Source organism: Actinotignum schaalii FB123-CNA-2, from assembly GCF_000411135.1.
Lineage (GTDB): Bacteria > Actinomycetota > Actinomycetes > Actinomycetales > Actinomycetaceae > Actinotignum > Actinotignum schaalii_A.
Map to the genome: position 1 here is coordinate 439,766 of NZ_KE150262.1, position 15,161 is coordinate 454,926.

Below are 15,161 nucleotides of genomic sequence, written 5' to 3' on the forward strand. Positions count from 1 at the left end.
ATACCGACCGCACTCCGTAGCGATTGAGATGTGATCGTCACGTTCAACCTCAAAGACTTTCCACCCGCACTTCTCCACGGAAGTGCTCAAATACCTTCCGCTTTAGAACCTATAGGATTCCGTGCACGGTCGAAAACTGGGCCACTTTTCTACCGTCGCTTAGGATATAAAGTACAAATTTTGCCTTTACGCTCAGACTCCTGAGGATGCCGAAGTAGTGATGCGCGAACTCCGCAAGATCCGTAAAGGTCTCTGAATGGGCGCGGCTCGCGCATCCGCGCCATAGATGCAAACACGGATTAATTCACTTGAACGGGCGCAGACTTACACGCTAAGATCAAGCCAATAGTTCAGCCTGCCCAAGTTTTCTTGGTGTGGGCTGATCCTCTTTTCGCTCTGCTTATCTCTGGCGCAACTGGATAACCTGCGATTCGCCACCGTCACCGAACTTTTCCACACTAGCGGTATCGGCGGCGGAATCGAGATGCAGCCAGGAGTTAATCCATTCCGGTTTGAGCCCCAAAACTTCGGACATCCTAAAAGCCAGGGCTTTCTTGCCGAATACTCGCTCCGCCGCTTGCCTGAACAAGGAAGGCTTTTCCGGAGGGACAATCACCGGCTCGCGCTTACGCCAGCCGGCGTTAGCCAGCTGAATCTGCAGACTCCGGAAACGGTGCTGCGTAATGATCCCAAGGCGCTGGGCACGCACGGCGGTGGCTGCCACACTGATTCCGTATTCTCGCCTGATATCTAGCAAGCTACGTAGCGGCGTCGTTTCATTAATACGTGCCCGGGCCACGGATTCTGGAAGCAAAAGTGCCCCCGCGAAGTCGTAGGCACGGCGTTCTTGCGGAGCGCGAGTGGAAGGGATCGGCTGAGTAAGGCCCTGATCGAATAGAAGGTGCCCAAGTTCGTGAGCGAGGGTGAGGCGCTGGCGCGCGCCTTCCGTACGGTGCACAATACTGACCGCTGGGCGAGTATTTTCCCTGCTAGGCAGGGAAATCGCGAGGTGCCCGGCGTCTTCCACGTCCTCCAGTAAGGGGTACACCACAGCAATCCCGAGAAGCCCAAGGATATGGGTGACATTCTGAATCGGCTCCGTGGCGCTAAGTCCGAGAACCTTGCGAGTTTGTTCAGCAACCTTTTCCACACCTAAGCCCAAGGCGAGCAGATCGTTACTGGGGAAATCGAGGTACCCAGATTCTCGCGAGAGAGCATCCCAGGCGCGGTTAACTTCTCGCGCGAGCTGGTTGACCTTGCGTTCAGCGGTGGCCGCGAGCTCAGCGGCTTCTCTGCGCTCAGCAGTTTCCGCGCACCCAGCAGTGCCCGCAGCGAAACCGGATTTGCTGAAAGTTGTGGTTATGCTGGCGAACTTCGAATCGTCTACCGCGAAGAAGGACAGCGGCACGTGGAAGATCTGAGCCGCGCGCACCGCAAGTTCCTCATCGAACATGCTTCCGTTCCGGAACAGCTCGGAGATAAAGGACTGGCTCACGCCAAGCTGGTCACTGAGCTCCTGCCACGTCGCCTGATTTATGTCCAGCAGCGCTTTAAGCCGCTCAGCTCTAAGCCTGCCTTCCATCATTGGCTGCACCCTACTTCTCTGTTGGCCGGACTACCGTTTGATTGCCTCCATCGTAGTCGGAGCTCGACTCCCCAAAATTTCTGTCGCAAGCCCCCTCTAAGATAGGAACGTACCGCCCGAGCCGCAGCACCTGCGCCGTGCCCGGGCCCGTCCGCGAAAGGAGCTGGCCGTGGCCATCACCCTCCAGAGTATTGAGGAGCACGTCAAGAAACTCACCTCCCGTGCGCCCTTCACTCGCGATTTCTTCTTCGACCTCCTCCTCGCTTACGGCATCTCCAAATCCAGCGTCACCCGCCTGCGTTCCACCACCGCCAGCTCACTCAACGTCGCGGAAAACCCGGAGCGCGATATCGTGTGGAAAAACAAGATCTACCTGGCTGAAACCAGCCGTGACCTCATGGCCGCCGCGCTGGAAATGAAAACCAACGATGCCGCGCTCCGCTTCAATACCCGCTTCGTCATCGCCACGAATTACGAATCCCTCGCCGCAATTGATACCAAAACCGGCGATTCCCTCAGCATCCCCCTCGCCAAACTCGCCAGCGATTTCACCTTCTTCCTCCCCTGGGCGAATATGGAGAAACAGCACTTCTCCTCGGATACCCACGCGGACCGCCGCGCCGCCGAACACATGAGCAAGGTGTACGACGAACTCCTCGCCGCCAACCCCAACCTCTTCCACGAGGACAAATCTCCCCACAGCCTCAACATCTTCTTCACTCGCCTCCTCTTCTGCTTCTTCGCGGAGGATACCGGCATCTTCGCAAAAGGCCAGTTCACCAGCGCGGTCGGCTCACACACCCAGCGCGACGGCTCCGACACCGCCGCATTCCTCACCGCACTTTTCCACGCGCTGGACACCCCGAACACGTCCGATAAACCCGTCTACTTGCAGAGCTTCCCCTACGTCAATGGTCGCCTTTTCCGCATTAATAACGACGACGCCGCCTCCTTGACAGTCCCCCAATTCACCAAGCACGCGCGCGATTCGCTCCTGGAGCTCGGCACCCTGAACTGGTCGGAAATCAACCCGGATATTTTCGGCTCCATGTTCCAGGCGGTGGTAGATAAGGACCAGCGCGCCAACCTGGGCCAGCACTACACCTCGGTGCCCAATATCCTCAAAACAATCAAGCCGCTCTTCCTGGATGAGCTCTGGAACGAATACGACAAAGCCTGCGAATCGGTACCGCGACTCAAGAAACTCCTCACAAGAATTTCAAAAATCAAGCTTTTTGATCCGGCCAGCGGCAGCGGCAACTTTTTAGTTATCGCATATAAGGAATTGCGCAAGCTCGAGCATGCCATCCTCGATCGCATTGATTCTCTTTCTTCGGCGGGCCGCTGGGGCCTGCTCGGCATGGGTGAGGAAGAGAAGCTCGGCGCTGCCACCCTGGGCTTTGGCTCCTCGGTGATCAATATTGAGAACTTCTATGGCATCGAAATTGACGACATCTCCGTGGAGATGGCTATCCTGTCCCTCTGGATCGCCAAGCACCAGATGAACCAGGAGTTCAAAGCCAAATTCGGCCTGGATATTCCCCTCATTCCACTCAAGGAGACCGGGCATATCGTGCACGGCAACGCGACCCGCATCGACTGGAACGAGGTCTGCCCCAACAACGGCACCGACGAAATTTATTTAATCGGAAACCCACCATATGTAGGATCCAAAAAACAGACCGCCGAACAGAAAGAAGACTTCACACACGTCTTCGACTCCCCCAAATACCCCAAGGATCTGGACTACGTCTGTTTGTGGCTCATCAAAGGCTCTCGGTATATCAAGGGAACGAAGGCCAAGCTGGCTTTTGTTACCACCAATTCCATTTTCCAGGGCCTCCAAGTTGAATTGCTTTACCCGCATGTCTTTACCGGAAGCATTGAGATCGGGTACGCATACCCCTCATTTAAGTGGACGAATAACGCGTCGCATAATGCGGGAGTAACTGTCGCTGTCATTAGCTTGCGTAATGAAAGTGAGGAAAAGAAGTACCTCATCACCGGCGATATCCAAGTGTCAGCCTCGAATATTAATCCTTATCTGGTCGAGGGACGATCCGTTGTTGTTCGACAAAAAACCCGGGAGCCGTTGTGCCGTTTTCTCCCCCCGATGACACTGGGGTCGTTACCCCGTGACGGAGGAAATCTTGTTCTTTCCCCACTGGAGGCAGAAGACATTCTGACCCACTACCCACAACTGTCCGATGTCGTAAAAAGCTTTATCGGTGCTGACGAATTGATCAACGGGAAGGACCGTTTTTGTCTCTGGTTCACCAAAGACAATCGCGATGAGGCAAGTACAATTCCTGAGATAAAACGCAGATTTGAGCACGTCACTCAGATGCGGTTAGCCAGCGTGAGAAAAGCTACGCAAAAACTCGCTAGCATCCCCTGGAGTTTCGATGAGATCCGTTACAAGCCCACCGACTCAATTATTGTGCCGAGTGTATCCTCGGAGCGCCGCGATTACGTACCTATCGGGTACCTGGGTCCGGACACCGTCATCTCCAACCTGGCTTTCGCTGTTTACGATGCCGAGCCGTGGTTGTTTGCCTTGCTGACCTCAAAGATGCACATGGCCTGGCTACGCGCTGTTGGCGGCAGACTAGAAACCCGACTACGCTATTCAAACACCCTCGTCTATAACACTTTCCCCGTGCCAGAGTTATCGGCGTCGTCGAAAGAAGAACTCACGAAACGCGCGCTACGCGTACTCGATGTGCGCGAATACCACTGCGAAAAAACCTTAGCCGAGCTCTACGACCCAGACCTCATGCCGCGCAACCTCCGCGAAGCACACGAAAAAAATGACGAAGCCGTCGATAGACTTTATAAGAGCACCCCGTTCGCATCCGATGAGGAACGCCTCGCGGTGCTATTCGCGAAGTATCAGCAGATGATCGAAGCAGAAGGGAAGTAGCCGTGGCCACCGAAAACGTTGTGGACGTGACCTATGCGCAAACCGGGAAATCGGTTGCCACCGATGAGCTCGGGATGCGGGAAATGCAGGCCCGTGCCTATGAACAGCGCGCCTCCCAGTACCTGCTCATCAAGGCGCCGCCCGCTTCCGGGAAATCGCGCGCGCTCATGTTTATTGCGCTCGATAAGCTCTTCAACCAGGGCCGGCGCAAGGTCATCGTGGCGGTACCCGAACGCTCCATCGGTGCGTCCTTCGCGCCCACCGACCTCACCACCTACGGCTTCTTCGCGGACTGGGACGTCAAACCCGCGAACAACCTCTGCACACCCGGCAGCAACGAATCGAAAGTCGCTGCATTCCTGCGTTTCCTGGAAGGGCCGGATGCCACGCTCGTCTGCACGCACGCCACCCTGCGTTTCGCCTTTGAGCAGGCTAAACCTGAGGATTTCAACGGCTGCGTGATCGCGATTGACGAATTCCATCACGTCTCCGCAGACCTGGATAACAACCGGCTCGGCTCCGTGCTGCATGCCATTATGGAGCAGTCCGACGCGCATATCATCGCCATGACCGGCTCCTATTTCCGTGGTGACTCCGTGCCTGTGCTGGACCCGAAAGACGAAGCGAAATTCACGCCCGTCACTTTCAACTACTACGACCAGCTCAACGGCTACCAGTACCTGAAAACACTAGGGATCGGCCACCACTTCTACCAGGGCCGTTACACCGACGCCATCGCGGAAGTGCTGGACCTCGACAAGAAAACCATTCTGCATATCCCCTCCGTGAACTCCGGGGAATCCACCAAGGACAAGTACGAAGAAGTCGGGAAGATCCTCGACATTATTGGCGAAGTACTTTCGCCCGAAGAAGTTGCACAGGTAGAGCCGCGTTTCCCCGGGGACGAATGCATGATCTTCGTGCGGCGGCGCGATACCGGTGCCGTGCTGCGCGTGGCTGACCTTGTGGACGATAGCGATGAGAAAGCGCGCGCTAAGACCCTGGTGTACTTGACCGATGTGGCCGCGAAGAATCGCGACGCCGCCGATATCATCATCGCGCTCGGGATGGCGAAAGAAGGTTTCGACTGGCCTTTCGCGGAACACGCACTCACGGTTGGCTACCGTGCCTCACATACCGAACTCATCCAGATCATTGGGCGCGTTACCCGCGATAGCCCCGGGAAAAGCCACGCGCAATTCACGAACCTGCTGGCCGAACCGGATGCCACCCAAAACGAAGTGACGCTCTCCGTCAATAACGTGCTGAAAGGCATCACCGCGGCGCTGCTCATGGAACAGGTGCTTGCCCCGAACTACAACTTCCGGGCCAAGCGGAACACAGACGAAGCCCCGGATCCCGGCACCCTGGAAGTCAAAGGCCTGGTGGAGCCCACGACGAAGCGCGCCAAGGAGATTATCGCCACCGGTATTGATGACCTGAAGGCCAATATTTTGCAAGATGACCAGGTGGCGCGGGCCGCGGCCGGGGCTGCGGAACCCGAAGTCATCAACAAGGTGCTTATCCCGCGCATCATTCGCCAAACCTACCCGGACATCACTGAGAAAGAAGTCGAGCAAATCCGCCAGCAAGTGGTGGTCTCCTCCGTGATCAAATCCGGCGAAGTACGGACCGTGGGAGACCGGCGTTTCGTGGAAATGGGGAACAAGTTCGTGGATATTGATGAGATCAATATCGACCTCATCGAATCCATCAACCCCTTCCAGAAGGCCTTCGAAGTGATGTCCAAGCAGGTCTCCAGCCCGGTGCTGCGCATCATCCAAGATGCCATTGCCGCTACCCGCATCACCCTGAAGCCAGAAGAGGCAATGGAAATGTGGCCCGCAATCACCGACTGGGTCAAGGTCAATGGCCGCCGCCCGGACGTGCGCAGCGACGACCCTACCGAAAAAATGTACGCCGAAGGGCTGCTTATCCTGCAACGCGAAAAAGCAAAGCGGGATGCTGAGAAAGCGGCGGCCGAAGCGGCAGCTGAAGCTGCGGCCGGAGTGGAGCCGATCGAACCCGCGGCAGTGCGCAGCGGTGGCAAGCATGCCGAAGACGTTCCGGTACCAGTACGTACCGCAGGCGCCGATGCTTCCCAGGGGGATAAGAACTAATGGCTGATTTCGATTTTGAAGCAGAATTCGCGAAGATCCTCGCCTCCGATACCGAAGGGTTGCTTGACGCCCCTCCGGCCCCGCGGCGTTTCACCAGTGAAGACCGGCTAGAACGCGCCTTCCTGGAAATCGTGGACTTCAGGGCCAAAGAAGGGCGCGAACCTGATCCGCACACCCGCGCTATCGGAGAACGCAAGCTCGGGGCGCGCCTGGAAGGAATCCGTGCCGATCCCGAAAAGCTAGAAAAGCTCAAGGACCTCGACACTGAATTCGGGCTACTCACCCGCGAAGAAGCCCCGCAGAGCATCGACGATGTTCTGGCCTCCGATGAGTTCAACCTCCTGGACGACGGATACGGGATCACCGATGTGTCCCGGCTCCCCGCTGCGCCTCCGCGGACTAATGCAGCGCCGGACTACGTGGCCAAACGCGTGAAAGCAAAAGAGTTTGAGAAGTTTGAGCCGCTCTTCAAAGCCAAGCATGCACAGCTTTCGGCCGGGGTCGTGGAGCAGAAACCTTATAAGAGTATAGAAACGGGAATCAACGTGATTCGGGACGGGCTGTATTTCGTCCTGAACGGGGTTATGGGATACGTCGACTCCGAAGGAGAAGACGAAAAAACTGTCACCAGTGCCGGCAAAACAATTACCAGGCAACGTCTGCGGGTTATTTTTGAAAACGGGACAGAATCTGATCTCTACCGCCAATCCCTCGCGGGACGAATGGCAGAAGAAGACGGCCGGATCATCACCCAACCCGCCGATGTTGCTTACGACCTTGCCTACGCCGAACCCTCGGCGGATGTTGAGGCATCTAGTGAAATTGCCAGCGAAGCTTCCCCGGACGAGACTCCAACCGGGTGGATCTATGTGCTGTGTTCCCTCTCCACAGATCCGCAAATCTCCAGCCTGCGCAACCTCCACAAGATAGGGTTCTCGCGCGGGCCGGTAGAAAAGCGCATCGCTGGCGCCGAACAATCACCCACCTACCTCATGGCACCCGTCGAAATCGTAGACACGTACGTGACTTACGATGTCAATGCTGCGAAACTAGAGCACCTGCTCCACCAGATCTTCGCGGACGTAAAAGTATCCCTCTCGCAAATCGATAGCGAGGGCAAAAACTACGACCCGAGCGAATGGTTCATCGTCCCGCGCGAAGCCATCGCCACCGCCGTTGAGCTCATTCAAAACGGGGAAAACACCCGGTACCGCTATGACAAGGGGAGTCAGAGTTTCGTGGAAATCAAGAATGGGTGAAAATAACATTCATTTACCGCAACCACCGGCCACTTACTTGAGCCGGCAAACGCCGAGAGACTCTGAATCCAAAATGATCCTGAACTCCTTGTCAAAGAAGTGTATGGACCTACAGATCCATATCGGAAAGGACTACCTCTATGGACGCGCCCGTCTTCATGGCTTATCGACACTTGCTGGGACTTTCCACAACGCAGCTTGCACGCATTTTAGATGTAGATCCGCGAACCCTACGTGCCTGGGAAAAAGCACGTTCAAGAATCCCTGACGGCATCGCGTGTGAACTGTTAGAGTTAGCGCGCGATCACGGCCGCATCGCACAACGATTCATATCGTGCGATGCGGTTATAACAATGCCACGAGAAGACGGAGAGGAATTCCCTCGAAATTATTATGTGGCGGCGCTGGCACGTGCCTTAGAAGCAGAACCCGGCATTAGGGCGGAATGGACTACTCCGACCGTCATGGACCTTCGAAAGCCGCGATAATTTCGTAGGCGACGATAAATTCGTAGATCTGCGAGCATCCCAGCTGTTCGTAAAGAGACACCCCGGGAGCCCTTGTCGCCTGCTCCCGGGCTTGCGCGTTGCGGACCGCTTCCGAGAGTAGCGGGCGAAGCGTGTCCTGCACCGCCTTGATTGCCTGACCTTTGCTATATGTGGGTACATACTTCCGCACCTCGTCGAGTGCCTGCGCCGCTGTCTTAGCCCTGGGGTGAGGATCAAAATGGAGAGTCAGCCACGTTTCGAAGCATGGGTTCGAGACGAGCACGTGGCGATTCGCGTGCCCGTTCATCCATTCTGAGAGCATGTCCCACCCTGAAGAATCAAGCGTGTCGCCATCCAGGATGATCCAGGCATGCTCCTCTTTTTCGAGCGGGTACTTTTGAAGCTCTCCGCGTATTTTTCGCAACAGCTGTTTAACAGATCCCTGTTTGCCGACCGATACAGGCGTGTACGTGAGGGAACGATCAGCATTGATGAGCGACGCGATATATAGGCGCTCGGTAGCACCCTCAGAGGCGACGACAACTCGCTTACGGTGTTTGCGGACAGGCCGCTGATTTCGTTTCCGCGCCATCTTCGGCTCCTAAATCTTTCTAGGAAGCGCTCCGACGCGGCCACTCAGGTAGACATCCCGCAAAGACATCCCCTTGCGCAGCTCCTGCGGCGCATAGTCAGAAAGCGCCACGAGCTCGGATGCTTGGCCTGCGCCGTCGACCTTTTCCGTCAGCCACACCTCATCCCGGCGAATCAATTCCTGATCGAGTAGCTCCGTTTCATGTGTCGTAAAAATCAGCTGCGTGTGCGTATCCTTGGAGCACCCCTCCAAATAGCGTTCCACCAAAAGCCGGGTCAACGCGGGGTGAAGCGAGCGTTCCAACTCATCCACCACATAAACACGGCGAACGCCCGGTGTCTGCAAATCAAGAAGCATCGGGAGGAGGTCAATGAACCTCTGGGTGCCGTCCGACTCCTCGAGAATGTCGAAAGTGACGCCCTCAGCATGCAGAGTTTTTAGAGCCCTCACCGTCATCTCTTCCGGTGAGTCTTCTTTCTGCGTAAAGAGATATCGCTCTTTATACGCCGAAGCGAGAACATCCCTACCACTAGCGACGATCTCCATAATCTCCATGAGCTCTTTCGGCGTGAAAGGAACCCGCGATAGATCCACTTCCTGCGTGAAGAGCGATTGAATTCCGGTGTCACTTTGAGAAAGTACCGCAGAAATAGCTCCACGGAACGCGGAATCGCTGTCAAGATTGCCGAGCAACGGTATGTACTGGGAATCCGGTTCGACGATCTGCAAAGTATCGAAGAACCACCGAAAGGCCGCCTGGATGAAAGCCGGTGCACGATCATCACGCCCGATTACTCCCAAAAGCGACGTACTCTGATACACCGTTTTCCCGAAGGAAAGCAGCACGTCATCCCCGCAATACTTCTCCCCAAACGTAACGGAAGACGCGGGGTACCCCTGCGGGTTACTCCGTTCAAAAACCAGATCGAGGCTGCCATCGAAAAGAACCTGATGAAGAGACTCTTTTACCACACGTGCATTCGTTGCAGCCACGTGATACCGCGCGATTTTCTCACGTCCACCCACCGGAACCGAGTATTCAATCGTAAATTCACACGGCAGCTTGGCATGCTCCCCAAAAGCGTGTGGAGTGAGCGGTTCGCGGGTATCCTGCCGAACCGAAATAAGCCCGCGGAGCGCCTTGAAAGCACGGACTAAGGCCGATTTCCCCGAGGCGTTCGGGCCGAAAATCATGGTGAGTGGAAGCCACCGGGCACGTTGAAAATGCATCAGCGTTTCCGAATGCTGCCGCTCCCTGGTGGCTTGTAAATCTAACGTTGCCTCATCCCTAAACGAAGCAAAATTCTTGACAGTAAAGCTCCTCAGCACCCTCTCACCCCCTACAGCGGTTGTAGTAAGAATCTTACTACAACCGCATTACATTTAGGGAACAGTCCAAGATAGCGACACACCATCACAAGACCCGCTTTTATCTATCAGCCTAATTTCTTAACAAGTCGAGCGACTTTGAAAATAAAGAGGGGCGACGTTTGTACGCCGCCCCTCAACGGCAGGATCAAGCAACCCGCTCACCTCAGGTTGAGTGATACACATGCCGTGGTGTGCACGCCAATATGGCGACACAGGTCCGTTAATGTAACAACGAGTGAGTACTTGTATAAGTCTAAACGCATGCGCAACAATGCTTGCAGTTTTTGAGACACCCGCAGCCGTGCCATTACTCACATTCAACGGGAATTCAACGATATTCCGGCCATGCACCCGCGCCTACACGCCCCGTAGGTCTCGTTTCAGTACGCCATATCGGAACTGAAATAAGCAATGCTACTTCGGCTCAGGAAATAGCGCGCTCACGCACCTTCGCCCTCGGGCTCGCGCTGCTGCGGCGTGCGCAAGTCCAGGAAATGCGGCCCGCGCGCATCCAGCTCCTCCATATAGGCCGCACCCCATTGCATCCACGGGTCCTTGGAAAGATGGTCATTGGTGAAACGCAGATCGTCGGAAACCTCGGTGGCGCAAAAATCCGGAATTTTCAGATCCACCACCGGCGCGCGCCGCTCCACTTCCGCGATAATAAGCCCCGCGTTTTGCCCGCCAAAAGCATCGAATTCCCACCCGTCCTCATCAATCCACAGGGAGAAACGATTCTTGAGGACCAGGTCCACCGACCGCCGCAGAATCTGCACGGCCACATCGGTATCAATTTCCATTTCCTTCTCGTAGCGTTCCGCGCTCACCACCGGGGATTTCACCGCCACCGATGCGCTCGCCGGGCATCCCGCCCCCAGCATCCGCGCGAGCGCACGGCGTTCGTAACCACCGCGGAAGTCGGCGGCGTCGTCGAACTCATCAAAAGGTACGAACGCATCGGGGAAACGTACCCGCACCCGTACCGCGTAGCCGTCTTGCGCGAAAGTGTATGCCTGGATGATGACCTGGGTGGAGGCGTGCTCGGCGACGTCGTCGGGCAGTTCGCGCACCAGGAATTTGCGTTCGAATTCGAAATCGGCGTCCGCGTCGACGCCGGGGCCGTGGCCGGGTTCCATCATGCTTCCATCGTAGACGCGCGCACCCACGTGGTGAAACAGCCACGCCATCGCACCCGCATCCCGGCACAATAGGAGGATGACTCAATTACCTTCACCCGAGCTCATCGCCGCAGCCGCCCGCACCCTCGCGGGCACGGTGCGCCGCACCCCGCTGCAGCTATCCGAGCGCCTCTCCGCCGCCCTTGGCCGGCCCGTTTATCTCAAACGCGAAGATACGCAGGTCGGGCGCAGCTATAAAGTCCGCGGGGCATACAACGCGATTCACGCGCTCGGGGAGAAGGAACGCGCCGCCGGGGTGGTGTGCGCATCGGCCGGCAATCACGCGCAGGGCGTGGCGTACGCCTGCAACCACCTGCGGATTCACGGCAAGATTTTCCTGCCCGCCACCACTCCGCGCCAGAAACGCGAACGCATCCGCGATATCGGGGGCGCCTGGGTGGAACAGATTATTGGCGGGCCTACGTTCGACGCCGCAGCCGGCGCCGCCTTGGCTTACGCCTCTGAGCACGGTGCGACCTTTGTGCATCCTTTCGACGCCGCCCCGATTATCGCCGGGCAGGGCACCGTCATCGCCGAAGCTTACGAACAGTGTGTGGAGCAAAGCGGACAGGAACCCGAAGCGGTACTCGTGCCGGTGGGCGGCGGTGGGCTGCTGGCCGGCACCGCGATCTGGGTGAAAAACGCGCACCCGCAGACCCGCGTGATCGGGGTGGAACCCACCGGTGCCGCCTCCATGCAGGCCGCGCTGGCCGCGGGCGGGCCGGTCACGCTGGACTCCGTTGATAATTTCGCGGACGGCACCGCGGTGGCGCGCGTGGGGGACCTCACCTACGCCGTGGCGCGCGACCTGGTGGACGGCTTCATCACCGTGCCCGAAGGCGCGCTGTGCACTGAAATGCTCAACCTCTACCAGGTGGACGGCATTATTGCCGAACCTTCCGGCGCACTCGCCCCGGCCGCGGTGGGGCGCCTGAACACCCTGGTCGAAACCCGCGTTAGTGGGAACGACGACGCCGCTCTCTCCGGCAGTGGCGCCGATCCCGCCGCCACGCCGCGCCCGCTCATCGCGGTGATTTCGGGTGGAAATAATGACGTGTCCCGCTATGCCGATATTTTGGAACGCTCGATGGTCTACGAAGGGCTACGCCACTACTTCCTGGTGACCTTCGCCCAGAAACCCGGAGCGCTCAAGGAATTCCTCGATCGCGTGCTCGTGGCCGACGAAGACATCGTGTACTTCGAATACACGAAGAAAACCAACCGTGAAACCGGCCCGGCGCTGGTCGGTATCGATATCCAACACCCGGAAAACCTCGCTGACCTGCTGGATCGCATGGACCGCTCCGGGATTGATATTCACAAGGTCGAACCCGGCTCGCCCGAATTCCGTTTCTTTATCTAGGCACGGCACCTGGCCGGCGCTGCGCCGTCGTACTTAAAAGCGCTGCGCAAGAAGCGGGTACAATACCGGCCAGACGCCACCCTACGCGAAAGGACCCCCATGGCATTCCGTAGCGCCGCCGCGCGCATTTTCCGCGCCTGCTCCCGTTGGACGTTTGTGCACGAACCCATCGCGCCAAAAACCATCCTCATCGGTGCCCCGCATTCCTCCAATTGGGATGGCATTTACGATATTGTCGCGTTTTGGAGTTACGGGCGCTCCATGAAATTCCTGGTCAAAAATTCGCTCGTGCAGGCCCCGGTGCTGGGGGCGATCGTGCGCGCTGTCGGTGGAATTTCGGTGGATCGCAACCACCCCAGCGGAATCGTGGGCTCGCTGCTCGAACAGGCCGAACGCAGCGAAGAATTCTGCGTGGCGCTCGCACCGGAAGGCACCCGGAAGGACGTTCAGTACTGGAAATCTGGTTTCTACCGTATGGGCCTGGCCGGGCGCCTACCCATCACCCTCGGCTTCATTGATTCGCGCACCAAAACGTACGGGTGGTGGAAGCACCTGTATCTTTCCGGCGACGTCGAGGCAGATATGGACATTCTGCGCGATTTTTACCGCGATTTCGTGGGGAAGAACGGCATCAAGCGCTCGGTACCGCGTTTGCGCGCTGAGGACGACGCCGCCGCCCGCGCCCACCTCCTCGACGGCATCGACCTGGACGAAGCGCGCGCTTTTGCGATTCGGATGAATCGGGAAACCGGCGGGGTGGGGATTACCGAGTAGCGGCCGGGACCTACCGCGGTGGCGCGGCGTGAGCGGCCGGGGCCGCTGAGCTACCGTTTACCGCGCCCGGTGCACCGCCTCGAGCAGCGCACTGATCACGGTATGCGGATCGCGGCCCAGCGCATCGTGCTGGTAATCATCACTCACCAGCGCGGTCAGGCCGCGGATCCGCCCCGCGGTTTCCAGGGAAATATCGGCCGGCACGTACATATCCTCACGGAAAATCCACGCCGCCACCGGCACCTGGTTGCCACCCAGCACATCCGGGCGATACAGATCATGCCAGGACGTGCGGAAGGCCAGCTCATTAGCCGCCCCGCGCAGCGGAAGCAGCGCCGGATCCTGCTCGAACTGCCAGGGGAAAACACTTTCCCCGGAGAAACGGAAGCCCAGCCCTTCCTTGCGCAGATCAGTTTCACCCACCCCGCCCATCGCGAGCGCGGGAATAGCAAATTCGGGGAATTCCCCGCGGACCCGGTGAGCGGCCCAGGCCAGCGGGCCGGTGCCCGATTGTGCATAAATGGCTTCCTGGAGCGCGAAATAGAGCGGGGCGCGCGCGGCGGACACCGCTTCTCCCACGCGCTGAAGGAAACCGGGGCGTAGCCGGCGTTGCCCGCGGAAGGACCAGACAGGGTCTTCAAGCAGGTAGTGGAGCTGCTCGAAGCCGTAGGTGAAGCCGAGGCGCTGGCCGAGCTGGCGGAACCGCGCCGGGGTGAGGCGCTCCCCGGTAGGCAGGATTTCTTCCACATCCGCCAGGTGGGTGGCGATATACCAGGCGGTATCTTCGTCATTCGGGTAGCGCTCGAAATAGGCGCGATGCCGGGCGGCCAGCCGCGGGAAAGTCTGCCGGTACACGGCTTGCGGGCCCTCGTCCAGACTGGGCAGCCCGCCGGTGATCATGGCTTCGCGCAGCCCCGCCGGCGCGTGGGAGAGATAGGATACCGCGGCGAAACCCCCGAAGCTTTGCCCCAGCACACTCCACGGTTCATCGCCTTGGAGGTGGCGGCGCAGGTGTTCGGCGTCGTTCACAATAGAGTCCTGGCGGAAACAGGACAGCAGCGCTGCCTGTGCGGCGGGACTGCCGGCCGCGGTAATGGTGAGGGAATCAAGCGGATACGAATTGCCGGTGCCGCGTTCATCGAGCAGGACGAGGCGATAGTGGTTGAGTAGCAGGTCCTGCCAGCCGCTCAGCCCCGCAGGGCGCGGTGCCGCGTGACCCGGCCCGCCTTCCAGATACACCAATCGCGGCGCATCCTCGCGGCCGGCCCGCACGATTTCCCGCGCAAACACCGTGATAGTAGCGGGAACATGGGCGATATTTTCATCCGGGGGCAGCTCGGTGAACGCACCAAAGTAATCAAGGGGCACCTGGATGCGGTGCTCGATGACTGTGTAGCCCTGAAAACGATAGGTAACCGCGCTCATACCGTGAAGATTACCTGAGCGAGGCGCAGTTCTCGCCGGCTGTACGGTAGCTCTCATTTCTGCGGGGCCGCGAGCGCACCGGC

General features: G+C 58.2%; 10 protein-coding genes. 5 read left to right on the top strand and 5 right to left on the bottom strand.

Annotation, left to right across the window (positions count from 1 at the left end):
* Positions 1–400: 400 nt before the first annotated feature.
* Complete coding sequence (locus HMPREF9237_RS01810; RefSeq protein WP_016442012.1) at positions 401–1,585, bottom strand: XRE family transcriptional regulator; 1,185 nt, start codon at positions 1,583–1,585, stop codon at positions 401–403.
* A gap of 169 nt (positions 1,586–1,754) precedes the next feature.
* On the opposite strand from HMPREF9237_RS01810, the gene HMPREF9237_RS01815 reads away from it, so the two are divergent.
* From HMPREF9237_RS01815 to HMPREF9237_RS01825, 3 genes are read left to right on the top strand one after another with little or no spacing between them, the layout of a single operon-like run.
* Entirely contained in the window at positions 1,755–4,508 is a 2,754-nt protein-coding gene (locus HMPREF9237_RS01815; protein ID WP_016442013.1) for a DNA methyltransferase, read from the top strand.
* A gap of 2 nt (positions 4,509–4,510) precedes the next feature.
* On the top strand, positions 4,511–6,628 hold the full coding sequence (locus tag HMPREF9237_RS01820; protein WP_016442014.1) for a DEAD/DEAH box helicase: 2,118 nt from the start codon (positions 4,511–4,513) through the stop codon (positions 6,626–6,628).
* Positions 6,628–7,887 (top strand): GIY-YIG nuclease family protein, encoded by a 1,260-nt coding sequence (locus HMPREF9237_RS01825; protein WP_016442015.1) that lies wholly within the window; start codon positions 6,628–6,630, stop codon positions 7,885–7,887. The genes HMPREF9237_RS01820 and HMPREF9237_RS01825 overlap by 1 nt, the downstream gene beginning before the upstream one ends.
* A gap of 462 nt (positions 7,888–8,349) precedes the next feature.
* Here the strand turns inward: HMPREF9237_RS01825 and HMPREF9237_RS01835 are convergent, their stop codons facing one another.
* The 3 genes from HMPREF9237_RS01835 to HMPREF9237_RS01845 form a co-directional block, all read right to left on the bottom strand.
* Positions 8,350–8,967, bottom strand: coding sequence for an RloB family protein (locus HMPREF9237_RS01835; RefSeq protein ID WP_016442017.1), 618 nt, complete (start codon positions 8,965–8,967; stop codon positions 8,350–8,352).
* A gap of 9 nt (positions 8,968–8,976) precedes the next feature.
* Complete coding sequence (locus tag HMPREF9237_RS01840; protein WP_039898185.1) at positions 8,977–10,197, bottom strand: AAA family ATPase; 1,221 nt, start codon at positions 10,195–10,197, stop codon at positions 8,977–8,979.
* Positions 10,198–10,778: 581 nt separating this feature from the next.
* Positions 10,779–11,477, bottom strand: a complete 699-nt coding sequence (locus HMPREF9237_RS01845; RefSeq protein WP_039898187.1) for an adenylate cyclase — start codon at positions 11,475–11,477, stop codon at positions 10,779–10,781.
* A gap of 76 nt (positions 11,478–11,553) precedes the next feature.
* On the opposite strand from HMPREF9237_RS01845, the gene ilvA reads away from it, so the two are divergent.
* Together ilvA and HMPREF9237_RS01855 are read left to right on the top strand one after the other, a co-directional pair.
* Positions 11,554–12,879: a threonine ammonia-lyase IlvA gene (gene ilvA / locus HMPREF9237_RS01850; protein ID WP_016442020.1), complete on the top strand. Its 1,326-nt coding sequence runs from the start codon at positions 11,554–11,556 to the stop codon at positions 12,877–12,879.
* A 99-nt stretch (positions 12,880–12,978) separates the two neighbouring features.
* A complete protein-coding gene (locus HMPREF9237_RS01855) occupies positions 12,979–13,653 on the top strand; it encodes a 1-acyl-sn-glycerol-3-phosphate acyltransferase (RefSeq protein ID WP_016442021.1) in 675 nt (224 codons plus the stop codon).
* A gap of 57 nt (positions 13,654–13,710) precedes the next feature.
* Here the strand turns inward: HMPREF9237_RS01855 and HMPREF9237_RS01860 are convergent, their stop codons facing one another.
* Entirely contained in the window at positions 13,711–15,078 is a 1,368-nt protein-coding gene (locus HMPREF9237_RS01860) for an alpha/beta fold hydrolase (protein ID WP_016442022.1), read from the bottom strand.
* Between the last annotated feature and the right edge of the window lie 83 nt (positions 15,079–15,161).